Raw genomic sequence first — 24,568 nt, 5'->3', positions numbered from 1 at the left:
TTTTCTTCTCTTTCTTAACTCGACAATAGATACTATATGCTTGATACTTTAATATCTCCCCTTGTAAAGTCTTGCGATACAATTTATAATTAAAATAGAAAAAAACTAAAAAAGTTAAACAATAGGGGAGCGGATAGGCTCTGGTGGGCCTTGCGGACTTCAAATCCGTGGGCGGTAATTATTTTTAATTGCTGCGGTGGGTTCGATTCCTACCCCTCCCGCCATTAATTTTTCACTTCGATATTTTTTTCTTCTAACTTTCATTATTATCTTTGTTTTAAAAAGATCAGTAAAGGAGAAATTTTACTAATTGAAGAATAATAAGGATTTAAACAATAATAAAATAAATTTATTGCTATCAAATATTCCCAGTGTAGAAATCATTTTACAAAATAAAGCGCTAAAACCTTTAATAAAAAAACATTCCCGAAAAGTGCTTACCCAAATAGTAAGAATAGTTATCTCTGAAGAGAAAAAAAATGCCCGTAAAAATAGCCGCCTCTATTCATCGAAAGAAAGGATAAATAAAATTAAAGGATATTTGGAAAAAGATAATCTTTCTATGTTGCAAGAAGTTATAAACGGCAGTGGGGTCATTCTCCATACTAATTTGGGGAGAGCACCGCTTGGCAAAGAAATGCTTTTAACAGTTCAAGCCTCTTTAAGCGGCTATAGCAATTTGGAATATGATCTTGCTGAAGGTGAAAGAGGGAAAAGAGGAGAAATTGTAGGAAAATTACTTAGTACCCTCAGCAACACAGAAAATAGCTTGGTAGTAAATAATAATGCTGGGGCGATATTCTTAATATTACACGCCCTGGCAAAAAATAAAGAAGTTATCGTCTCCAGAGGAGAGTTGGTTCAAATCGGAGGAGGATTCCGCATTCCCGAGATATTAGAACAAAGCGGGGCTTATCTTCGAGAAGTGGGCACTACTAACCAAACTTTCATCGATGATTATGAAAAAGCAATCAATGATAATACTGCTATGCTATTAAAAGTTCATCAAAGTAATTTTCAGATAAACGGTTTTGTTCATCAAACAGAAATCAATGAACTTAAAAAATTAGGAAAAAAATATAAATTACCGGTAGTAATAGATTTGGGCAGTGGAACATTTTTAAATACCGAGAATTTTGGATTGAAACACGAACCAACTGTTCAAGAAAGTATCAGAAACGGCGCTGATATTGTCTGTTTTAGCACAGATAAACTTTTAGGAGGTCCTCAGGGAGGAGTTATTTGCGGAAAAGAGATTTACCTGAATAAAATTTCTCAGCACCCTTTATTCCGAACATTAAGAGTGGATAAAATCACCTTAACCATTCTTCAGGAAATTTTATTATCCTATCTAAGAGGTGAAGCAGTAAACGAAATTCCCATCTGGAAAATGATTTCCTGTCCCTTAGAAAAAATTACTGCTCGCAGTCAGAATATCAGCCAAAAGCTGAAAGAAGAAAATATCCCCACATTTAACAAAAAAGGAGAGACTGCTATTGGCGGAGGTTCCTTACCCGGACAAAGCCTACCAACCGAATTAGTTGTTATAAAACCTCCCTGTCCGGCGAAAATTTTCTCCCAAGCATTACACTCCTATCGACCTCCTTTGGTAGGAAGAAAAGAAAAAGAATTTTTTATTTTAGATCCCCGCTGCATTGACCCATCTTTAGACAAGTTAGTGATAAATATAATTAAATCAACCTATTCTAAACTACAATAAAAAGAGGTTTCTATGTTTGTTTTTGGTACAGCAGGCCATATTGACCATGGCAAAACCGCTTTAATCTATGCGCTAACTTCCATAGATACAGATCGTCTACCCGAAGAAAAAGAAAGAGGTATGACCATAGATTTGGGGTTTGCCTGGATGAAACTTCTTTCCGGAGAAAAGGTAGGAATAGTCGATGTGCCTGGGCATGAAAACCTGATAAAAAATATGATCGCCGGCGCAACCGGAATTGATGCAGTCATTTTAGTGGTTGATGCCAATGAAGGTTGGATGCCCCAGACCGAAGAACATCTTCAAATTATAGAGTTCCTTAATATAAAATACGGTATCATCGCCCTAACTAAAATCGATCTGGTAGAGCAAGCCAGAGTGAATTTAGTGGAAAAACAGATTAAAGAGAGATTAAAAGACACTGTTCTCTCAAACGCGCCTATCATAAAAGTAAGCATAGTGAAAAATATAGGAATTGATCAGATAAAATCAGCAATCAAAGATTTAATCCCCCAGATGAAACCAAAAAGAGATGTGGGAAAACCGAGACTATCTATAGACCGAGTCTTTAATATTAAAGGAAGCGGCACAGTGGTCACCGGTACTTTAGCAGGAGGAACTCTCCAAAAGGGGATGGAAGTAACTATTTTTCCATCCCATAAAAAAGCCCGAATTAGAAATTTACAGAATTATAAAGAAAAAACAGAAAAAGTCTTTCCCGGAAACAGAACAGCCCTTAATTTAGCAGGAATAGAAAAAGAGGAGCTTCACCGAGGAGATATTATCTTCGGAAGTAAAGAGATTAAAGCCAGCAAGAATATAGATATCTATCTACAGATCCTCCCCCAGCTGAAAAAATATTCCTTAAAAAATCGGTCAGAAGTAGCTTTTTTTACTGGAACGAAAGAAATACCGGCAAAAATAATTCTCAACCAAACTGAAGACCTAAAACCCGGCGAAAAAGGGTTCGCTCAGCTTCGTTTTAAGGAACCGCTGTCAACTTATTTGGGAGACCGCTTTATTTTAAGAATACCTAGTCCACCCAAAACCATTGGCGGGGGATGGATTGTCGACCCTTTAGCCTACAAGCATCATTTTAAAGACAAAAACATCCTTAATCTCTTACAAAAAAGAATAAAATTGGAATTGAGAGAATTAATTTTAACTGAATTAAAAAAGAATCTTTTTATTAAAAAGGATGATCTATTAGTTAATAGTGGTTTTGCTGACTCAGAAATCAGGGAAGGTGTTGAATCTCTAAAAAAACAAGGTGAAATTATCGCTACTTCTCTCTGGCTGATTGAAAAAAACTACTGGCAAAAACAGATAAAAATATTTATGGAGAGATTAAATCAGGAATACAAACTTTATCCTTTACAAAACGGTTTCCCTACCAATAAATTCCAAAGTTATTTTCATTATTTAAAACCGGAAATATTTAAGTGGTTATTAGATGTTCTGATCAATGCAGAGAAAATAGGTTTAGAAAAAGGAAAAATGTTTTTACTCGAGCGTAAACCTAAAATTTCTTCACAGCAAGAAATATTAATTTTTAAAATATTAAAAATCCTGAAAGATAATCCCACCAATCCCCCTGACCAAAAAACACTTATTACCCAAATTTCAGGAAGCAAGGAAATAATAGATTTTTTAATTCAAGAAGGAAAAATTATCAAGTTAACCGATGGCATTTTACTTGAAAAGGAAAATTATGATATTATGAAAAATAAATTAATAAGTTTTTTAAAGATAAATGGCTCTATCTCGATTGCAAAGGTTCGGGAACTGTTGGGGATTAGTCGAAAATATATTATCCCTTTGCTTAATAAAATGGATGAGGAAAAAATTACCCAACGTAAAGAAAATGTGAGAATATTAAAAACTAAACTCAGCTAATTTAACTATCAAAAAGGAGACAAAAAAGATTTGACAGATAAAAGGAAACTAACCCAAATGGTTTCTGCTGCCGGATGAGCAGCCAAATTAAATCCTAAAGATCTCGGTGAGATCTTAAAAACAATTAATGTTAAAAAAGATATTAATCTATTAGCGGGATTCGAAAAATATGAAGATGCAGCGGTGTATCGATTACATGAAAACCAAGCTCTAATTTTTACCCTGGATGTCATTACGCCAATAGTCGATGATCCTTATACTTTTGGACAAATCGCGGCCGTTAATGCCCTAAGTGATATTTTTGCCATGGGAGGAAACCCTCTTATGGCTTTAAATATAGTTGCCTTTCCCGAAGATAGATTAGATGATTTAGAGCTTATTCTAAAAGGGGGAGCAGAAAAAGTAGCAGAAGCAGGTGCAATTCTATCCGGGGGACATACTATAAAAGACAAAGAACCAAAGTATGGATTAGCTGTAGTGGGATTAATTCATCCACAGAATATCATTTATAATGATACTGCCCGGGAAGGGGATTTACTAATATTAACTAAGCCTCTGGGAACAGGAATCTTATCTACTGCCCTTAAAGGTGGTATGGCCGAACCAAATTCCTCAGCCCTAAAGGAAGCAATTTTCTGGATGACTAAATTAAATCGCCTTTCTGAAGAATTATTAAAATCACCTATCCACAGTTTAACTGATATCACCGGTTTTGGTTTAATCGGCCATTTAAGTGAAATGCTCAGGAAAAATAATTTAGGAGCTGAATTATGGATTAATGATATTCCTTTCATTAGTAGCTTAGATAGATATATTTCCTCAGGAATGATTCCAGGAGGAACGTTAAAAAACAGGGAAATTTATTCCTGTTCTGTAGAAAAAATATCTAATATTTTACCGGAGCAAGAAATTATTCTTTATGATGCCCAAACTTCAGGGGGATTATTGTTGTCTATAAGCCCCGAGCAGGCAAAAAAAGCAAAAAATCTTTTATTCCAACAGGGATTTACTTCCAGCCAAATTATCGGGAAAATCATAAATGTTTTCTCAGGAAGAAAAATTAAAATAAAATAAATAAAAAATATCTTTATCTGTTTAACTAATTGTGATATTATTTATATAATTTTCAATAAATAATTTTATAAAAAACTACGATATATTTGCCATAGAAAGGAGGTGATTATCATTAAAAATAAGAAATTACTACTCAGCTTAAGTGTATTTTTAATGGCATTTTTATTTACCGGCTGCTTTCTTTTCAACAGCGCACCAGTTATTGAATCTGATCCGGTAACTACTGCAAAAGAGGGAGTTGCCTATACTTATGACGTAGAAGCTACTGATCCTAATGGAGATACTTTAACTTATTCCTTAACTGTTAACCCTACCGGCATGACTATTAGTTCTACGACCGGAGTAATCAGCTGGACTCCAACAGAAGACCAAATTGGTGAAAATGAGGTCGAGATTGAAGTATCTGATCAATATAAATCAACCACTCAATCATTTACCATTATTGTGGGCGAAACCTTGCTTTCTTCTATAGAAGTACTCCCGACCAGCATATCAATAAATGCAGGTAGCTCAAAAACCATTACTTCAATTACCGCTTATTATGATAATGGTTCTGAAGCAAATATAGCACTTACTGCTTGTACGTATACATCAAATAACTCTAAAATCACGGTCGCAAATGGAGTAATTACGGTTTTATCAACATGCTCGGCCACCACCGCAACTATTACCGTAAATTATACCGAAGATAGTGTAATGAAAAGTGATACAGTAACCGTCACAGTACCTTCAAGTGGTGGATGAGGGAGTTAAATACCACCAGTAGTTTACTGGTGAAAAATGAAGAACACTAAAATAGGGACACATCCCATTTTTCTAAGAAAAGAAAAATGGGATGTGTCCCTATTTTATTTTAATGTTGACAAATATACTCATATATAGTATTATCATATTCGCTTATAAAATTATATAAATATTTTAAATATTTAGAAAGGAAAGAAATGAATATAAAAGTTACCCACAAGGCTTTAGATGAAATAAAAAAAGTTTTGGCAGAAAAAAATAAATCTACTAAAGTAATAAGAATATTTTTAACAGGAATAGGTTGAGGAGGTCCAAAATTTAATCTTGCTCTGGATGAGCAGAAAGAAAATGACGAAACCTACTCAGAAGACAGCATTGACTTTGTAGCAGATAAAAACTTAATAAATCAATATAAAGGATTCAAGATCGACTATTCTAATTTTTTTCTACAGAGAGGATTTTTAGTCTATCCTTATAGTGGACCAGTTTCCACCTGTTAAGAAATTAAAAATAGGGACACATCCCATTTTTCTCTTCTTTATAGATAGAGAAAAATGGGATGTGTCCCTATTTTTTTTAGTGGAGGGTGCCGCCCAAGTTTAGCTTAGCTTCTCTTATTCCCAGGGTCCGACGATACCATCCGCCGCCCAATCCATAGTAGTCAGTTCAAATACAGACATTCGTAAGCCCTCGGGAACTTTCAGATTCCCGTCACGATCGTAGATGGGACCATTGAACGGATCGAATACCATCGATGGATCGGCCATCTGCTCCAACCTCTTCATCACCAGATCATAAACGCTAATCTTTCCCAGGACGGGATCATCTACATATTTCCCTTTTAATTTATCCTCGTAGGCGGGATTTATCAACATACCTGGCTCGGCTCCTATTTCTACTGCCTTTTCCTTTAGTAACCACCAGTAGTCTACATTAGTAAGGTTATGTGCTGTATAGACACCGGCATAGACTTTAGCAAGAAAATCAAGGTAGATCGCTTCCCAGTGGGCAATCTGTCCGGAAACGACATATTCGGGACTGAATTTGTACATCGGTGAGTAATGTCCAAAGGATGGAAAACCACTTTCTGCAGCGACCTGTACGACCGTCGGCGAGTCTTCAGTAAAGGCAAATACATCACATCCCTCGGCGAGCAAGGCTTCGGCTGCCTCCTTGGCCGCTGTGGGACTGAACCACTCATATATCCATCGTACATGCAACTCAGCCTCCGGATTGGTCTCCCTTACACCCACAGCGAAAGCATCCATATGACGTTTTACTTCGGGAATGGGGAAAGCACCTGCATAGGCAGTCTTATTAGTTTTGGTGAGCGCTCCGGCGATCAATCCATTCAGGTAGTAGATCTGGTAAAAATCAGCCATGTAGGTCATTAGATTTGGATTACGTTTAAAACCTGAGCAATGGGCAAAGATCTTATCCGGGTATTTCTGGGCTGCAATAAGTGTCCCATCCATAAAGCCGAAACTGGTAGTTAATACCACATCACAACCCTCTTCCACAATTAGCTTGTCAATATAAAGCCCCTCGCTTCCCTCAGCAACACTCTCTACATAGACCGTCTCCAACCAGGGGAAAGTATCCTCGCAGATTCTCCGTGCTTCATCGTGTGCATTACTCCAACCCAAGTCGCCAATAGGTCCGACATAGATGAATCCCACCTTAAGTGGTGTACCGGGAACGTACTCTTTAGCTATAACAAATGAAGCAAAGCTGAAGATGACTGTTATCAGTAACAGAGCTATTAACATGATTTTAATTCGTTGAACAGACATTTTGTAACCTCCTTTTTGGGCTGTTGAAACAGCCATTTTAATTTTTACAACTTTCACTGCTTACTTTAACCTATATTCAGGATTACCCACCTCACCTCCTACACTCGAATTATTTGTTGCCATTATTGAATATCGAATAATAATCTGCTTTCTCTTGATTTTTAATTATATTATTTTCCTAATTATCTTGTAAAGAATTGTTCGTCTTATTCTTGATCTTATTCTTTTTTTTATTTTACCATCATTATAAATTTAACAAACACTTTGGAAAAAAGCAAATCGTTCAAAGAAAGTATCGAACTCACTCCTCTCCCCTGGTGTAAGGTAAGGATAATGCAGCCGGTGATCCCATCCGCTTTTGTAAGGTTCCACGCGAGACAAATATTAATACCAGAATGGCAAATGCGTAAGGCATTGCTTTAAGCAATTCCGGTGATACCCACGGCTGTAGGCGATACGACAAATGATAAAGAGCGGCGAACAAGTAGGCTCCTAACATACCATTAACCGGATTCCAAAAAGCAAAAATAGTCAAAGCAATAACAATCCATCCCATTCCCGCAGTCATTCCCTCGGTCCATGCTGGTCGATAGGCAACCGAAAGATATCCCCCTGCTACACCGGCGAGGATCCCTCCTAAAAGTACACATACATAACGTACCCGATTAACATTTATCCCTAAAGAGTCGGCAGTAGCAGGGCTCTCCCCTACAGAACGGATGGTGATCCCGATTCTCGTACGATAGAGTATATACCACAATAAAGGCACAATAAGAATTGTTAGATAAACAATAAAATTCTGATTTTCGAAAAGTGCAGGCCCCAAAAAAGGGATACTGGAGAGTCCCGAAATGGTGATCTTGGGAAGCGGTACAGGAAGCGGCTTACCCTCCCAACCCCGTCCTAATACACCTGATAGACCAAGACCGAGCATGGTAAGGGAAAGTCCGGATATTACCTGGTTCGCTTTAAGTGTTACGCTGGTAAAAGCGTGGATTAAAGAAAAGACGCCACCGACAACTGCACCCATCAGGATCCCCAACCAGGGATTTTTAGTGATATAGGCAGTGGTGAAAGCAGAATAAGCCCCCATGATCATCATGCCCTCGACACCAAGATTCAATACACCTGAACGTTCCGCGTAGATCTCACCAAGTGTTCCCAAAAGAAGTGGCGTCCCATAAGCAAGAGAACGGCTGAGTGTTGTAATTATCCATGTTTCCCAACCCATAGCTACCTCCTCGATAAAAAGGATATTTTGTAACGAAGAATAATTTCACTTCCGATAAGGAAAAATAATATTAATCCGTTAAATACATTGATCAACTGGAAGGGTAGTCCAAGCGATACTTTAATTACATCCCCTCCGGTCATAATAGCGCCAAATAAAAATGAGGTGATGATTACCGCCAAAGGATTGCGCCTTGCCAGCCAGGCAACGATGATTGCAGTATAGCCATACCCCATCGAGATATTAGTCGGTCCCAATAGTCGTAGATGAATACCCGCTATCTCACCAACTCCGGCTAAGCCTGCAAAACCTCCGGAGATCAACATGACAAGCAGGGTGGTCTTAAGTTGGCTGATACCGGCAAATTTTGCTGCATCGGGATTTTCCCCGATAACTCGAATCTCAAATCCACTCCTGGTATGTGTAACCATTACGTACATCATAACAGCAAGAAAAAGCCCCAGCATTAATGTTGGCCAGTGGATGCGTGTATTGTAGATAGTCGGCAGCCAGGCAGCTCGTGGAAAGGTATCTGAATAGGCAAATCCGCGCGCAGAGGGTCCTTTCCATGGACCGTGGATTAACCATTCTATAAAGTAGATAGCAATATAATTCATCATTAGCGTCGTAATGACATCGTTTAATCCTAATATTACCTTTAAGATAGCCGGAATAAATCCCCATATTGCTCCGCCAATAAATCCACCAATAAACATCGCCGGTAAGAGTAGTGGATCCGGCAACCCACTAAAGAGAGCAATTCCAGTGGCAGCAACCGCTCCCATGAGGAGCTGTCCCTCAGCACCGATATTCCAAAAGAGGGCGCGAAAGGCAATGGTTAATCCTACTCCGCAGAGCAATAGAGGAATTGCTCTGCGTACTGTTTCGGCTAAACCAAATCTGCTTCCCAGTGATCCATGTAGTATTAGCTGATAGGCTTTGATAGGAGAAACGCCATAAACCCGGAAGAATATTCCTGCTACCAGGAATGCTGCAAGAATAGCCAGAAGTGATACAAAAAACACTTCCTGTCCAGAGGCAAGCGGTTTTCTCTCAATTTTAATACCTACATGTCTCTTCATTATTCTTCTCCCTTATGGTACCTTGTGCCAGCCATCATTAAACCAATCTGCTCTATATCGACTCTCTCTGTATTGAGAATACCCATTGCCTCACCATTGAATAGGACCAGAATCCGGTCAGACAGGGTCATAATTTCCTCTAAATCCTCTGAGATGAGCAAAGTGGCTGCACCTTGTTCCCGTTGTGCTAAGAGAGTTTGCCGCACCTGTTCGGTAGCACCGATATCGAGACCATAAGTAGGATGCACCGCAACAATCAGATTAGGTCTTTCGGATAGTTCGCGTGCCAGGATTACTTTTTGAATGTTCCCTCCTGAGAGGAGTTTTGCAGGTGTTTCACAACTCGGAGCAGTTATTTGGAAATCAGACATTGCGCAACGTGCATTATCTTCAATTGCTTTGTTGTTAAGAAATTCTCTATGAGAAAAAGGAGGTCGACAATATTTTTTCAGAATCAGATTCTCACGAATGCTAAGAGCAGGGACAATTCCCATCTTAATTCTCTCCGACGGAATGTGAGCAACATGCAGATCGTTCATTTCTCGCGCAGAATAATTAGTAACTTCTTTGTTGGCTAATAATATTTTTCCCCTTGTTGACTTACGTAGCCCGGTAATAACTTCCGCGAGTTCTGTTTGCCCGTTGCCTGATACTCCGGCTATACCCAGAATCTCTCCTCCGAAAAGATCAAAGGATAGTCCACGAAGAGCCGGGAGTCCGCGATCGTTCAATACATGCAGGTCATTTACCTCAAGAAGCTTCTCTCTTTGTTTCAAGGGGCTCTTCTTTAGACGAAAGACCACCTCGCGACCGACCATTAGCTTGGCCAAAGTTGGTTTATCCGTCTTGGTAGTAATGAGATTTGCTACAACCTTTCCCTTACGCAGTACTGTCACCCGGTCACTCACCTGCATCACCTCATCAAGTTTGTGAGTAATGAAGATAATAGTTAATCCGTCATCAACTAAGGTACGTAAGGTGGTAAATAATTGATCAACCTCCTGGGGGGTAAGGACACTTGTTGGCTCGTCCATGATCAGGATATTGACCTTACGATAAAGCGCCTTTAAGATTTCCACCCGCTGTTGTTGACCAACAGTTAACTGCCAAATCTTTGCCTGCAAGTCGACCGGTAGACCATATTCTCGAGCGATAGATGAAATCTTTTCTCTTATCTTGTGGAAATTCATAAATAAACCGGTTCCCTCATCTAAACCGAGAATAATGTTCTCCTCCACCGATAGCGTAGGAACAAGGCGGAAGTGTTGGTGTACCATTCCGATATGGTAATTAAGTGCAGTTCGAGGAGAGGTCATTTGAATTGGTTGGCCGTTTAGGATAATCTCCCCTTCGTCGGGTTGATAGAGGCCATAAAGGACACGCATTAAAGTAGTTTTACCTGCGCCATTCTCTCCGAGAAGACAATGAATCTCGCCACGACAAACCTTGAGATCAATACCGTTATTAGCAATTACACCGGGAAACCGCTTAACAATTCCTCGTAATTCGATTGCATAACCTTCTGAATTATCCAAGGTCACTCCTTTATCCTTCTTTGTTGTATGCGGGATTAATTAAAGCTCTTATCTGTACTATCTATTAAATTTATTAAATTAATGAGTATGGTAATAGGATTTTTTTTCAATAAAATCTTCTAATGATAGGACAGTAAATCAGTTGGTTTCCGGTAATACTCTTCGAATATATCGATACTATTCTTCCTAGATCGTGCTACTATTTTCATCTACTATAATTAGTATAAATATACCAAACGCCCAAGGAAAAAACAAGAGCCAACATTGGAAAATAGGGACACATCCTGATAAATTTAATGGGATGTGTCCCTATTTTTTTATTATAAACCATGCTCCAATTATTACTAATACAATTCCTGCTAAAAAAGCAAAATCAACAAAAAATAAATTATTGACCAAGAAAAATAGAGAAACGGTGCTCAAAATCCCGATTGGAATTAAGAGTCCCTTTTCTCGCGTTCCAAAAAGATAAAGCTGAAGTAAACCTATTGCTACCCCCAAAGGGAAGATAGGCCACAAATCTTCCATCAAGTGCCAGCCATATGTAACATTAACTAAAAATAATAAACCATAAGTAAGAAGTATCCCCCCTGGGACCAAAAGACCGGAATCATTCCTGTAGATAAAATAACTCAATTCAAAAATAATCCCCGGTACTAATAAAAATAAAGGCCATAAATTCTCCCAAATAATTTTTATTATCCCAAAGTTCGATAATATTAATACTATTCCTATAACCAAAAGCAAAAAACCAAATAGATAATTAATTTTTTTCATTGATTTCCTCCTCATTACACCATTTTTTTAAATATTCAAACAAAATTCTCTTCTTTTTTATTTTAAAAAATACTACTTATCACCTGCCAATCGAGTTAAAATCCATGTCCTTACTTTTTTCTTTCCCCAATCCAGGGCTTTTTGCTCATCCCCCAGGTCGTAACACACATCTATCCTGTTCCCTATAATAGCACTTCCACAATCATTGGCTAACCCTACTCCGTAACCTTCTATATATAACACATCTCCATAACGAAAAATACCGTATTCAGGGTCAATCGCTATGCTTCTATATCCGGCTTTGTAGTTCGTTGAAGTAAAACCATCAGCATAAGGCCAACATGATCTCTGGTGGGGAGTATAAGCGGTGGCCACTACGGTAAATTGCGGATAGGGCAGATCTTTATCCTTCCCGGCTTTCAATGCTTTTTTTATTTCTTCTGCTTTTGCTTCTGCTTTTTCCCAATCTATTTTATTAAAGCCATAAGGATCTGTCTCTTTGGGGAGACTATATTTTTCAATAATAGTGTAGCCTGCTGCCTTCTCTTCCCCGGTAATCTTATGCTGGGAAGTAAAGCGCACTATATTTCCCGCTTGATCCTTAATGACGTAAAACTTACTATCTGCTGAAAAATTACCTAACCACAGGAATATATTTAAGATCAGGATAAAAATTAGTAAAAAACTTATTTTATTTATTATAATTTTCTCCTTTGGAAAAAATGATGTTTTTATTATTTGCCAGTTAGATATAATTATAATTCTATAAATGTTTTTATAAATCCTCTTTTTTTACGAAAAAAATAAAAGCTCGCCTTGCCATGAGCAAAGCGAGCTTGTAAAGGAGGTATAATTATGAAAAAGATTGTTTTGTTGTTTGTTACCTTAATTTAGTACATCATTCAAACAATTATCAATTATACACTGAATAAGTATACTTATTTTTCATGCAATGTCAAGTAAATTTTAAACAAATTTTAAAAATATTTTTTATATCTTTATTATATAAAAATTGATCATCTATTGAATAAGCTTTATCCATATAAATAGGAGCTTTTACCTTCATAAAGACAGGGGGAGTTTTAAAATCGTTTCCAAAACTTCTCTGCTTGTTCTCTTACTCTTTTAGTAATTCTTTGGTAATCTATACCACATATCTCTCGATCTTCCATTAATATTTTACCTCCGACAATAGTGGTATCGACCATATCTCCACTTATACCAAATAAAATATGGAAATAAGCATTTTCACTGTTAATAGGAGTAGGCGGATAATAATCTACCACAATAACATCCGCTGGGACTCCAGCTTGAAGGACGCCCAAAGTTTCTCCAAAAAATCCGGATGCAATTTCACAGTTATTCTTAAAAACTATCTTAAAGACTTCTGCCCAGCCAGCCTGGGGATTACCTGAATCGTGTTTTTGTAATAGATTAGCTACTTTAATACTTTCAAACATATCGCTGGTATAACCATCTGTCCCCAATCCTACTATTACACCCTTATCCATGGCAGCTTTAATTGGAGCAGTACCCACTGCATTACCCATATTAGATTCTGGATTATGGATTAAGTAACTGTTGTGCTCCTTGATAACTTCTAATTCCTCTTCTTTAAGATAAACTCCATGGATAGCCAAAGTACCGGGTCGCAGGATATGAAAGCGATTTAAGCGTTCGGCTACCCCTTGATAACCCCTGGTTTTACTTTCATAGTAATCGGCTTTACCCTCAGCAACGTGAATATGAAAAGGGACTCTCAGCCTGTCTGCCAGAGCAGCCACTTCAGTTAAAGTCTCATTATTCAATGTAAAGGAAGCATGAAGTCCGATTAATCCTCCCAGGCAATTATTGCCTTCCTGCTGTGCTTTTTTAATAAATCTTTCGTTTTCTCTGATCCCATCTAAAGCTTTTTCATGACCATCCCGATCGGAAATCTCGTACGATAGATTTGCCCGAATACCGGTTTGTCGGACTGCTTCAGTAATAATGTCTAAACTACCATCGATAAGATTGCTGCTGGCATGATGATCAAAAATAGTGGTAGTTCCTTTTTTAACACTATCTAAAAGAGCATAAATAGCACTGCAATATATATCTTCTTCGTTTAAAATTTTATCTAATCTCCACCATAGTTTTTCTAATATTTCCACAAAATTTTTAGGTGGTTGCTCAGTTTTAAGGTTCATACCTCGAGCAAAAGTGCTATAAAGGTGCATATGAGTATTAATCATACCCGGCATTATTATCTTGCCTTGAACATCTTTAAATGCGGCTTTAGGATATTTGATCAGTAATTTTGCCGTATCCCCGACTGCCAAAATTCTCTCTTCCTCGATTACTACTCCGCCCTTAGAGATAACCCGGGAATTTTTATCAAAAGTAAGAACTGTTCCATTTCCGACGATCAACATCTTTCTCCCCTCCTCTATCCTTCAATCATTTTTTGGGAAATCTTGTTGGCCCTTTCCACCACTTTGTCTTCATTAACAGAGAGCAATCTTCCATCACGAACTACAATCCTGCCATTTACTATCGTAATATCCACAATTTGGGAATCACCGGAAGTAACCAGAGCAGAAACAGAATCGTGCAAACCCCCGGCAAATCCTAATCTTTTTACATTGATCAAAAACATATCTGCCGCTTTTCCTTCTTCAAGACTGCCAATCTCCGGCTGATTAAGGACATCACGGCCACCATTGGTCGCCATACTTAGCACTTCTTCGGCAGACATACTGGAGATACCATAAATTAATCGATGCATCAATAAAGCTGCTTTAAGTTCAGCAATCATATTAGAAGAATCATTGCTGGCGCTGCCATCAACTGCTAATCCCACCGGTACATTCTTTTTTAACATATAAGGAATATTCGCCGCTCCGGAAGCCAATTTCTGATTGGATACCGGACAATGCGCCACTCCTGTCCCTGTTTCAGCCAATAAATTTATTTCTTTTTCATTCAGGTGGACACAATGAGCAAACCAAACATCATTCCCCAACCAGCCGACTTTTTCCATATAATCTAATGGTTGAAGACCAAAAGTTTCCTGACAAAAATCATCTTCGTCTTTGGTTTCGGCTATATGGGTATGGCTCTCTACTTTATAACTCCGAGCTAATTTAATCGATTCCTTCAAAAGATTTTCAGTAACCGAAAACGGGGAACAAGGGGATAATACCACCCTTTGCATGGCAAAAGGCCGGTAATCATGAAATTTTTCGATAACCCGCTGAGAATCGTTCAAAATCTCTTCTTCTGTCTGTACTACTGAATCCGGAGGCAATCCGCCATCTTTTTCGCTCAAAGACATAGAGCCTCTGCTTCCATGAAATCGAATCCCAATTTCTTGAGCCGCTCTAAATTCTTCATCTACCAGTTCTTTGGGCTGGTCCTTGGGAAAAACATAGAATTGATCCACCGCAGTAGTACAACCGGTTTTTAGAAGTTCTCCCATAGCTACCAGACTACTGTAATAAACTGCTTCGGGAGTTAAGCGAGCCCAGATAGGATAAAGATATTTGAGCCAATTAAATAGCTCTACATTTTGCACCTGGGAAATATTTCTGGTTAAAGTTTGATAAAAGTGGTGATGGGTATTTATCAACCCAGGATAAAGAAAATAATCAGAACCATCAATTACCTTATCAGCTTCAAGTTTTATATCACGAGCAATTTTGCTGATTATATTATTTTTAATCAAAAGACTGTAACTCTTTAATCTGGTTCTTTCTCTATCCATAGTTACAATCTCTTTTATATTCTTAATTAATATAGAAGACATTTATAAAATCTCCTTCTTGCTATTGTCAAGGGGACGGTTCTACTGACAATATTAAATAGAAATATTGTCAGTAGAACCGTCCCCTTGACAATATTCAATCGCTTGGATAATTTGTTCATAACCGGTACAACGACAAAGATTACCTTCTATAGCAGTTTTAATCTCTTCTCGGCTGGGATGAGGATTGTGCATAAGTAATGCTTTGGCGGACATCAACATCCCCGGGGTACAGAAGCCGCATTGTATGGCATGATAATCAATAAAAGCTTGTTGTAAAGGATCAAGCTTTCCATTAGTTTCTAGCCCTTCAATAGTTAAAACCTCACTCCCTCCGATCTGCCCGGTAAGAACCAGACAGGAAGAAACTGCTTTTTCATCAAGGATAACCGTGCAGGCTCCGCATTCACCAACACTACAACCTTCTTTGGTTCCAGTTAATTTTAATTGTTCTCTTAAAGTATCAAGTAAACGCTCTTTAGGGCTTACTTTTAAGGTTACTTCCTTGCCATTAACCATGAAAGTAACTATAATCTTATTCATTTTTATTGATCTTTGCCTCCCCAATAATTTTTTTCAGCGCTCTCTTAACTAGAACAGCAATAGTCGGTTCTTTGTAAGGAGTAGACCATCTTTCTCCAGTGATAGAAATCATTTCCTTACTGATTATCTTACCAATCTCTTCTAAATCAATATTAAATATCGATTTACTATTAACCGCTTTTTCGGTCTCTGGAAGGGATTGGGGATAAGGTGTAGCTGAACCTGGTACAACTCTGGTATCTTGGAAAATACCTTCTTTATTTATTTTGGTAATCAGGGCAAGACTTAATCTGGCAATAGATAAGGCTTTTCTCCGGCCAATTTTTTTAAAATCACTATAATAATTATCACCAAGCAGAGGTATTTTTATCTTAGTCAGTAGCTCATTGGACTGTAATTTGGTCTTGTAAGGACCAGCTAAAAATGCTTCTAAAGGTAGTACCCTTTTGCCTTTCCTGAAAGTTAATTCTACTTCAGCTCTTAAGGCGATGAGAGGAGGTAGAAGATCTGCTGCCGGTGAAGCATTTAAAATATTTCCTCCGATAGTACCACGATTACGTATCTGGGTTGAACCAATGGTACAAGCTGCTTCCTTTATTATCGGAAAATTATTTTTAATAAGCGGCTCATTGATCAAACGGGAATGGGTTACCAGCGGCCCTATTTCTATAAAATTGTTATTTAAATTAATAATTTTTAATTCCGAGATATTGCTTATATCTAACAGGTAATCAAAGTCCGGTAAGCGAGAGCTTTTTTTATAAAGGTCAACTAAAAAGTCCGTTCCGCCAGCTAAAATATGAACCTTAGTTAATTTGTCTAAGTAATTCAAGGCTTCTTCTATTTTTCGGGTGGTCAAAAATTCATAAGATATCATTTCTTTGTTTTACCTTTTCTTAAAGAGTATCCCAGTAATACCCGTTCTAAATTAAGGGGTAAATGCCTAATTCTTTTTCCGGTTGCTTGAGCTACTGCATTGGCAATGGCAGGGGCACCCAGTTCTAAAGTTGGTTCACCGATAGATTTCGCTCCATAAGGACCATGAGGATCGGGATTTTCTATAATAACCGGGATAATTTCCGGCATATCTTTTACCGTAGGAATTAGATATTCATCAAAGTTAGTATTTTTGATATAGCCTTCTTCGCTTTCTAATTCCTCCATAATGCCATAACCCAAGCCCATCATTACGCCACCGTAGATCTGCCCTTTAAGGCAGGCAGGATTAATGGCTTTACCCACGTCATGAGCAGCGGTCATCTTTAATACTTCTACCTGACCGGTTGCGATATCAACTTCCACTTCTGCTATCTGACAACCATAAACATAGGTGAAATAGGGTCTGCCCTGACCAATTTCTTCATTCCAGGAAATATCAGGAGCTTTGTACCAACCATAAGCAGATAAAAATATTCCCTGCTGATCAGCTAAATTTACAACCTCATCAAAAGAAATGATCTTTTGATTTTTACTTTTATCATATATATTTTCATTCTTAAAATCCAAATGATCTGTTCTAATTTTAAATTTAGCGGCGACTATTTCAATAAGAGTTTCTTTTAATTGATAGGCAGCATTTTTTACGGCATTGCCACCTAATATAGTACTGCGGGAGGCAACCGTAGCCCCACTTTCAGGAGATACTGAAGTATCAACCTCCATATAGTTAATCCTTTGAGTGTACACACCTAATTCTTCGGCAGCTATCTGAGTAAAAACAGTCTTTAAGCCTTCACCATTTTCTGCTAATCCGCAGGAGATTAAGATACTTCCGTCACGCTGTACGGCGACTATGGCTCCTGCAGCATCGGTTGCTTCAGCACCCAGGCTACAGCCTCTAAAACTGACAGCCATACCGATTCCTCTTTTTTTATCTCCTGGCTGTGATTTGCTGTATTCTCTATATTTCTCCTTATAATTACTGACTTTAACCGCTTTATGAATAACCTCTTCCAGACTCACCTGGTGATTATCTAATTTCTGTCCACTGGCAGTAATAGAATTATTATGATAGATATTTTTCAAACGCAGCTCCATGGGGTTCATCTGTAGTGCTTCGGCCAGCTCATCCATTAATGATTCCTGGGCAAAGACAATCTGCGGGGAACCATAACCTCTCATTGCTCCGGTATATATATTGTTGGTGTAATAACCGTAAGTATCTGTCTTCACATTAGGCAGCTCGTAGGGACCGGTAGCCTGGACAACTGAACGCCAGGTAACAAAAGGAGTCTGGCAGGCGTAAGCTCCACTATCAGCCAAACACTTAATCTCCATTACTATCAGCTTGCCTTCTTTGGTGGCACCTACTTTGTATTTCATCCTATAAGGATGGCGTTTGTAGCTTTCGAGAATTGACTCATCTCTGGTATTAACCATCTTGACTGGTTGGTTGGTTATTAGAGCCAGGAGGGCAGCCCGGGCAGCCATGGAAGACATCACTTCGTCTTTGCCTCCAAATGATCCACCCATATGATTCTGAATTATTCTCACTTTATTCAAGGGTACCTTGAGTACGCTGGCCACAGCATTTCGGCAGGAAAAAGGGTTCTGAATTGAACCATAGATTGTTACTAAAGCATTTTGTTCATGGGGGACTGCGATGAGCGACTCAGGCTCAATATAAGCGTGTTCTACAAATTGTGTGGTATATTCTCTTTCCAGTATTACCTCTGCCTGAGTAAATCCCCCTTCAATATCTCCCTTTCTTAACTGATGATGAACCACCTGATTATTTTCTAGCTCCGGATGGATTAGAGGAGCATCTTTTTTCTCGGTTTCTTCCGGGTCAAAAATACCCGGTAATTCCTCATACTCTACTTCAATTAACTCCAGAGCTTTTGCAGCTGACTCTTTAGTCTCGGCAGCAATGACAGCAATGCCATCCCCGCTATAAAAAGTTTGTTGTCGAGCTAACACTTGTTGATTTTGAACAATAACTCCAAATTCATTATTAGGAATATCATCCGCCGTAATCACTGCTTTTACGCCCGGATAAGCCAGAGCTTTTTTGATGTTAATTTTCAAAATTAGAGCATGGGGATATTTACTTCGTAAAACTTTGGCATAAAGCATATTGGTAAAGAAAAGATCAGCACCAAATTTGGCTTTTCCAGTAACTTTTTCATAGGCATCAATCCGTTTTATTGGTTTATTAACTGTACTATAATCCATGCCTCGCCTCGCTTTTCAGTAGTTCTATCCCAAAAATACCAATAGATAATAAGATAGATAAATAATGTAGAATGCTAATCTAACTTCTCCATGCTACTCTATGCTAAAATTTTATACTTTTTGTTTGGATTTATTTTATTAACCACATAGAATTATCTTGTTTCTTATAAGAAGTTTATTCTTCGGCACCCAGAATTAATGCGAGCAAAGCCATTTTCAAAACAACTCCATTAAAGGCTTCCTGCCAATAACGTGCATGTCGGGTGATATCGACGTCTGGAGGCAGTTCATCCATTCTCGGCAGAGAATGCAATATAATTGAATTGGGTTTTGCTTTCTTCTCTAAAAGTTCGCGAGTTACCCGGTAATTATCAGGGGTTAAGCCTTTGTCTGACTTTGTATCTTCACGAGATTTGGTATAATCAGCCTGCACAACAGGTTCCATGTAGATAACATCCGCTTCATTAATTACATCAGCAACATGCTCTGCTGTCTTGAAACGCAAGTTGTAATTTTTTAACTCGGCTTTAAATTCTTCGGTCATTGACATTGCAGGTGGGGCTACGTAAATAACCTGGGCATCAAATTGGGTAAGTGCATAGGAAATGGAATGCATCGTGCGCATACGCATATCGCCAATACAGAGGAAAGTCAACCCATCAATAGTACCTTTTTCCTGTAGAATGGTATATAGATCGGTTAAAACCTGGGTAGGGTGCTCTCCCCAACCATCACCGGCGTTAATTACAGGAACGCTAGCCCATTTTGCTGTCTCAGCCGGGGCGCCCTGTTGAAAATGCCGCATTACAATAACGTCACCATAATATTCCAGCATTTTAACAGTATCTTTAATGCTTTCCTGATAGAAATCGCCCGCTCGGGTCATTTTTGCATCCGCAAAACCAAGTACATGGCCGCCAAGACGATGCATGGCTGCTTCATGAGACAAGCGGGTACGGGTGCTTGGTTGATAGAATGCGGTTACCATAGTTTTATCGGCCAGAATATTACTGTTTTTACGATTCTTGGCAATAGGTTCTAATTTTTTACAAACTTCAAAAATTCTAACAAAATCTTCCCTCTCAAAATCTTTCAAAGAGAGGATATCTCTTCCTAAAAAACTACGCATTGAAAACCTCCTATTTTATGTTCTAATTTTATTCTTTTATTTACTTTAACAGACCAGTCCTCTGATTAAATTCTCTAATCAATCTATCTATCTCATCGACCTGGTTATGAATACCACCCCAGTAATTTTCATAGTCATACCATTGGGCATCTAATTCCTCTAAACCCTTTCCCTGTTGTTCTATCCAGGTAAAGTATTTGAGGTTATGGATCCTTTTCTTATCATAGTAGGTTAATTCTTGCATATAATCAATAGTAAGTGCCTGCAGGTTACGATGAAAATCGATAGCTGCATCTATTTCATTATAGGGACCAAACTCTTCCTCTAACTCTTTTAACCGGGAGCCGTAAAGTTCCATGGAATCGGTAAAGACAGTTATGACGATGTCTTTTTCGGTTAATTCATAATATTTAGCAAACTTAATAGCCATGATCATATTAGCCACACTGGAGATTCCCATAAGAGGCAATTTTTTGATGATTTCTGCAGGGACACCTTTTTTGCTTAAATATCTCTGCCCAACCGGTTCATTAAATAGACGGATGATCCCCATACTGTTGTTATCATCTACGGCAATGACCAGATCGGTATTTTTGGCATTGTGTATCCAGGGGACATGTTTATCCCCTATCCCTTCAATGCGATGAGCACCAAAACCATTAGCCAGAAGTGTGGGGCATTGCAAAGCTTCACCGGCCGCGAGCTTGCTGGTAGGGAATCTTTCTTTCAGGTAATCTCCGCAACCCAGGGTACCAGCAGAACCGGTAGTCAGAACCACTCCGGCATAATGATCTTTTGAATTCATTACTTGAGATAAGACCTCTTCCATGGCATGACCGGTAACATCATAATGCCAGAGGTGATTACCGAATTCCTCAAACTGATTGAAGATGACCACATTATCCCTGGTCTTTTTTAATTCCCAGGTCTTATCAAAAATTTCTTTTACATTACTCTCGGTTCCCGGAGTAGCAATGACTTCTCCGGCTACTTTGGATAACCAGTCGAAGCGTTCTTTGCTCATCCCTTCCGGGAGAATAGCAATGGATTCGCAGGAAAGCAGGTCAGAATCATAGGCACCGCCCCGGCAGTAATTGCCGGTAGAAGGCCAGACTGCTTTCTGGGAAGTAGGATCAAACTGACCGGTCACTAATCTGGGGACCAGACAACCAAAAGTAGCTCCTACCTTATGGGCTCCGGTGGGAAACCATTTACCTACTAAAGCGTATATTTTAGCTTTTACTCCGGTTAATTCGGGAGGTAACTCTACAAAATTAACCCCATCGAATTGGCCACCCTTTTTTATCGGTTCATTCTTCCAGGTAATCCGAAAAAGATTATAAGAATTAATATCCCATAATCCTACATCTTTTAGATGATCTTTGATTTTTTGGGGAATAAGCTCCGGATTTCTCATCTGTTCAAAAGTGGGGATGACAATATTTTTTTCTCTGGCTCTCTTTACAGTTCTTTCTAATTGTTTTTCGTTAATAGTTAGATCAATCATTCTATATCTCCTTTATTTATTTGTAGACTGTAGGGGTCGGATTTATCCGACCCGAAACGGGTTTAATGAATCAAATCCCTACTCTCCAAATACTTTAAGTTATCAAATATTGTTCTTGATTCTGGTTACTGGCTTCTGAATTCTATCCTATAACCTTACAATTCGTAACTTTCAAGCTGACAGTTGCTTAACGAGAGATATTCTTGGTTATGTTAAGAATTTTATATAGGTATCTACTGCTTGATAAAGAGATTTCAATTCAATATATTCATCGTTTTGATGAGCCTGGGTAATATACCCGGGTCCAAAAATAATAAAAGGAATTCTCTTCCTTGGAATTATTGTCGCTCCATCAGTGCAGTATTTAGTAATTATTACCCCCTTTGCTCCGGAAACCTGCCGAAACTTTTCCACATAAGGATTATCTGAACTGGTAAAAATAGGAGGATGATAACTAAAAATCTCTTGCGCAAATCGCACTTTATACTTTTTTTCAATCTCTTCACCCGCCATTACCACTAATTCCACTGCTTTCTCTTTATCCTCATCTGAAATTACCCTGAAATCTAGTTGTATTTCTGAATAATCAGGGACAATATTTACCTGTGATCCTCCGTGAAACTGTCCGATATTTATTGAACTTTTGCCCCAAAAGTGATTTGCTTCAAATATTTTCCCACATCTTTCGGTGACTTTCACTACAAACTCACTTCCCGGTATAATTGTATTTACCCCCACCTCAGGAGTGGATCCATGGGCGGACTTCCCGAAAAATTTAGCTTTTATCCATAATTCTCCCTTTTCTCCGGTAGAAACTTGAAGGTTAGAGGGTTCAGCAATAATAAGAAAATCAGTCCGGTCAAAATAACCCTCATCAATTAAACTTTTTACCCCTCTATATTCCCATTCTTCATCTGCCGTAAGAGCTAATTGAATTGATTTTTTAGGAACAATTCCCTTTCTTTTTAAAAGTACTGCTGCGTAAAGAATGGCAGCCACTCCACCCTTCATATCTGATGTACCTAAGCCGTACATCTTCCCGTTTTCGATTAATCCCTGGAAAGCAGGTCTCGTCCACTCCTCTTCTTTTGCCGCTACCGTATCTAAATGCCCGCAAAGTGTAATATTTCTTTCCTCTTCTCCTTCAATTGTTGCTACAATCGAACTCCGGCTTTCTTCTAAAGGAACTAATTCGGATTGGATATTATTTTTTAAGAGAAATTTCTTTATAAAATTAGCAATTTGATTTTCGTTTCCCGGAGGGTTTATACTTTTAATCCGAATAAGCTTTTGAAGAAGATCTTGTATTTCTTTTTGTTCCGTAATATTCACTTTCTGTTCATTATCTCCTTTACCGCTTCTAAATTGGGGTCTATTACCAGGGCCTCTCCCCCGGCTTTTTTAGCACTTTCTACGTCCTTTAATCCATTTCCAGTAACTAATACTACAATTTTATCTCCTTTGGAGATTTTTCCCTCCTTTAGCGCTTTGACCATTCCGGCAAAAGCAGTAGAGCCCGCAGGTTCGGCAAAAATTCCTTGCTTAGAACCTAAATATTTAATCGCTTCCAATATTTCTTGATCACTAACTGCAACACCAAATCCTCTTGATTCTTTTATATCTCTTACTGCCATCAGTCGATTCCTGGGAATTCCTACAGCAATGCTATCGGCAATGGTATTCGGCTCCACAAATTTTACTTCTCCATCACCATTTACCGCCTCTACAATCGGCTTACATCCTTCTGCCTGTACAGCCACCAATTTGGGGCAATGGTCAATAAAGCCTAAAGAAAACATATCATGGTAAGCTTTGGCTACTCCAGAGATGATACAACCGTCTCCTACCGGTACAAATATATAATCTGGAACTTCAAAATTCATTTGTTCGATAATTTCCAATGCAACCGTCTTCTTCCCTTCCACCATATTGGGATTAAAAGCAGTATTTCGATTGTACCAGCCAAATTCTCTGGTAGCTTCAATGGACAGATCAAAAGCTTCATCATAGGTTCCTCTTACTGCAAAGACAGTTGAGCCAAATACTAAAAGTTGGGCAATTTTGGCACTTGGTGCGGTCTGGGGAACAAAAATGTAACTCTTTAAACCTACCGATGCAGCAGCTCCCGCCAGTGATGAGGCAGCATTGCCGGTAGAGGCACAGGTAACGATCTTCTCCCCCAATTCCCGGGCTTTTACTATTGCTATAGCAGACGGCCGGTCTTTTAAAGAAGCAGTGGGGTTCCTCCCGTCATCCTTGATCCATAGATTGGGTATTCTTAGATCTTCTCTTATTCTTTTCGCTTCATATAAAGGAGTCCAACCAACTTTTGACGGTCCAATTTTGGCAGGATTATCCACCGGTAAAAGAGGCAGGTATCTCCACATGGAAAATTCCTTATTTTTTTTGAGGGATTCCCGATTAAAAACCTTTTTTAGCTTAGGATAGTCATAAATTATTTCTAAAATCCCTTCATCCCCACATTCCGGACAATTGTATCTTACCTCTCCAATATCATATTCCCTTCCGCACAATAGGCATTTTAGTTTTTTTAGGTAACTCATCTCTATTTTTTCCTC

At 38.5% G+C, this 24,568-nt stretch carries 19 protein-coding genes; 4 read left to right on the top strand and 15 right to left on the bottom strand.

Translation table 11 applies throughout. The features are described from left to right. The first annotated feature begins 310 nt into the window (after positions 1-310). From ENO17_09025 to ENO17_09010, 4 genes are all read left to right on the top strand, one after another. A complete protein-coding gene (locus tag ENO17_09025) occupies positions 311-1,720 on the top strand; it encodes an L-seryl-tRNA(Sec) selenium transferase (GenBank protein HER25176.1) in 1,410 nt (469 codons plus the stop codon). A 12-nt stretch (positions 1,721-1,732) separates the two neighbouring features. Further along, complete coding sequence (selB, locus tag ENO17_09020) at positions 1,733-3,616, top strand: selenocysteine-specific translation elongation factor (protein ID HER25175.1); 1,884 nt, start codon at positions 1,733-1,735, stop codon at positions 3,614-3,616. Positions 3,617-3,727: 111 nt separating this feature from the next. Continuing rightward, complete coding sequence (gene selD, locus ENO17_09015; GenBank protein HER25174.1) at positions 3,728-4,690, top strand: selenide, water dikinase SelD; 963 nt, start codon at positions 3,728-3,730, stop codon at positions 4,688-4,690. A 102-nt stretch (positions 4,691-4,792) separates the two neighbouring features. Next, positions 4,793-5,434, top strand: a complete 642-nt coding sequence (locus ENO17_09010) for a hypothetical protein (protein HER25173.1) — start codon at positions 4,793-4,795, stop codon at positions 5,432-5,434. A gap of 614 nt (positions 5,435-6,048) precedes the next feature. Here the strand turns inward: ENO17_09010 and ENO17_09005 are convergent. The 15 genes from ENO17_09005 to ENO17_08935 form a co-directional block, all read right to left on the bottom strand. Then, positions 6,049-7,227, bottom strand: coding sequence for a BMP family ABC transporter substrate-binding protein (locus ENO17_09005; protein HER25172.1), 1,179 nt, complete (start codon positions 7,225-7,227; stop codon positions 6,049-6,051). A 301-nt stretch (positions 7,228-7,528) separates the two neighbouring features. Further along, positions 7,529-8,458, bottom strand: a complete 930-nt coding sequence (locus ENO17_09000) for an ABC transporter permease (protein HER25171.1) — start codon at positions 8,456-8,458, stop codon at positions 7,529-7,531. 2 nt (positions 8,459-8,460) lie between these two features. Next, entirely contained in the window at positions 8,461-9,540 is a 1,080-nt protein-coding gene (locus ENO17_08995) for an ABC transporter permease (protein HER25170.1), read from the bottom strand. Next, a complete protein-coding gene (locus ENO17_08990) occupies positions 9,540-11,075 on the bottom strand; it encodes an ABC transporter ATP-binding protein (GenBank protein ID HER25169.1) in 1,536 nt (511 codons plus the stop codon). Before ENO17_08990 ends, ENO17_08995 begins: the two co-directional genes overlap by 1 nt. Positions 11,076-11,384: 309 nt before the next feature. Further along, complete coding sequence (locus ENO17_08985) at positions 11,385-11,852, bottom strand: hypothetical protein (GenBank protein ID HER25168.1); 468 nt, start codon at positions 11,850-11,852, stop codon at positions 11,385-11,387. Between the two features lie 72 nt (positions 11,853-11,924). Beyond that, complete coding sequence (locus tag ENO17_08980; GenBank protein ID HER25167.1) at positions 11,925-12,635, bottom strand: hypothetical protein; 711 nt, start codon at positions 12,633-12,635, stop codon at positions 11,925-11,927. 299 nt (positions 12,636-12,934) lie between these two features. Continuing rightward, positions 12,935-14,266, bottom strand: a complete 1,332-nt coding sequence (gene ssnA, locus ENO17_08975; GenBank protein HER25166.1) for a putative aminohydrolase SsnA — start codon at positions 14,264-14,266, stop codon at positions 12,935-12,937. A 14-nt stretch (positions 14,267-14,280) separates the two neighbouring features. Further along, positions 14,281-15,639 carry an 8-oxoguanine deaminase gene (locus ENO17_08970; GenBank protein HER25165.1) on the bottom strand — a complete coding sequence of 453 codons (1,359 nt, stop codon included), beginning with the start codon at positions 15,637-15,639 and terminating at the stop codon, positions 14,281-14,283. A gap of 51 nt (positions 15,640-15,690) precedes the next feature. Next, positions 15,691-16,179: a (2Fe-2S)-binding protein gene (locus tag ENO17_08965; GenBank protein ID HER25164.1), complete on the bottom strand. Its 489-nt coding sequence runs from the start codon at positions 16,177-16,179 to the stop codon at positions 15,691-15,693. Beyond that, complete coding sequence (locus ENO17_08960) at positions 16,172-17,056, bottom strand: xanthine dehydrogenase family protein subunit M (GenBank protein HER25163.1); 885 nt, start codon at positions 17,054-17,056, stop codon at positions 16,172-16,174. The genes ENO17_08965 and ENO17_08960 overlap by 8 nt, the downstream gene beginning before the upstream one ends. Continuing rightward, positions 17,053-19,353, bottom strand: a complete 2,301-nt coding sequence (locus ENO17_08955; GenBank protein ID HER25162.1) for a xanthine dehydrogenase — start codon at positions 19,351-19,353, stop codon at positions 17,053-17,055. The genes ENO17_08960 and ENO17_08955 overlap by 4 nt, the downstream gene beginning before the upstream one ends. A gap of 175 nt (positions 19,354-19,528) precedes the next feature. Then, complete coding sequence (pyrB, locus tag ENO17_08950) at positions 19,529-20,482, bottom strand: aspartate carbamoyltransferase (protein ID HER25161.1); 954 nt, start codon at positions 20,480-20,482, stop codon at positions 19,529-19,531. Positions 20,483-20,522: 40 nt separating this feature from the next. Then, positions 20,523-21,989 (bottom strand): pyridoxal-phosphate dependent enzyme, encoded by a 1,467-nt coding sequence (locus ENO17_08945; GenBank protein ID HER25160.1) that lies wholly within the window; start codon positions 21,987-21,989, stop codon positions 20,523-20,525. A gap of 207 nt (positions 21,990-22,196) precedes the next feature. Beyond that, entirely contained in the window at positions 22,197-23,321 is a 1,125-nt protein-coding gene (locus tag ENO17_08940; protein HER25159.1) for a M20 family peptidase, read from the bottom strand. Further along, complete coding sequence (locus ENO17_08935; GenBank protein ID HER25158.1) at positions 23,318-24,559, bottom strand: threonine synthase; 1,242 nt, start codon at positions 24,557-24,559, stop codon at positions 23,318-23,320. The genes ENO17_08940 and ENO17_08935 overlap by 4 nt, the downstream gene beginning before the upstream one ends. Between the last annotated feature and the right edge of the window lie 9 nt (positions 24,560-24,568).

Source organism: Candidatus Atribacteria bacterium (assembly GCA_011056645.1).
GTDB classification, from domain to species: Bacteria; Atribacterota; Phoenicimicrobiia; order Phoenicimicrobiales; family Phoenicimicrobiaceae; genus Sediminicultor; species Sediminicultor quartus.
Note: the sequence above shows the minus strand (reverse complement) of the source record. Positions and strands in the feature narration are given on the sequence as shown.

Bases quoted from the DNA above. Each gene is read 5' to 3' on its own strand.
- selB (HER25175.1), top strand. From the start codon at position 1,733: ATGTTTGTTTTTGGTACAGCAGGCCATATTGACCATGGCAAAACCGCT.
- ENO17_09005 (HER25172.1), bottom strand. From the start codon at position 7,227: ATGTCTGTTCAACGAATTAAAATCATGTTAATAGCTCTGTTACTGATA.
- ENO17_09000 (HER25171.1), bottom strand. From the start codon at position 8,458: ATGGGTTGGGAAACATGGATAATTACAACACTCAGCCGTTCTCTTGCT.
- ENO17_08995 (HER25170.1), bottom strand. From the start codon at position 9,540: ATGAAGAGACATGTAGGTATTAAAATTGAGAGAAAACCGCTTGCCTCT.
- ENO17_08985 (HER25168.1), bottom strand. From the start codon at position 11,852: ATGAAAAAAATTAATTATCTATTTGGTTTTTTGCTTTTGGTTATAGGA.
- ssnA (HER25166.1), bottom strand. From the start codon at position 14,266: ATGTTGATCGTCGGAAATGGAACAGTTCTTACTTTTGATAAAAATTCC.
- ENO17_08970 (HER25165.1), bottom strand. From the start codon at position 15,639: ATGTCTTCTATATTAATTAAGAATATAAAAGAGATTGTAACTATGGAT.
- ENO17_08965 (HER25164.1), bottom strand. From the start codon at position 16,179: ATGAATAAGATTATAGTTACTTTCATGGTTAATGGCAAGGAAGTAACC.
- ENO17_08960 (HER25163.1), bottom strand. From the start codon at position 17,056: ATGATATCTTATGAATTTTTGACCACCCGAAAAATAGAAGAAGCCTTG.
- ENO17_08955 (HER25162.1), bottom strand. From the start codon at position 19,353: ATGGATTATAGTACAGTTAATAAACCAATAAAACGGATTGATGCCTAT.
- pyrB (HER25161.1), bottom strand. From the start codon at position 20,482: ATGCGTAGTTTTTTAGGAAGAGATATCCTCTCTTTGAAAGATTTTGAG.
- ENO17_08945 (HER25160.1), bottom strand. From the start codon at position 21,989: ATGATTGATCTAACTATTAACGAAAAACAATTAGAAAGAACTGTAAAG.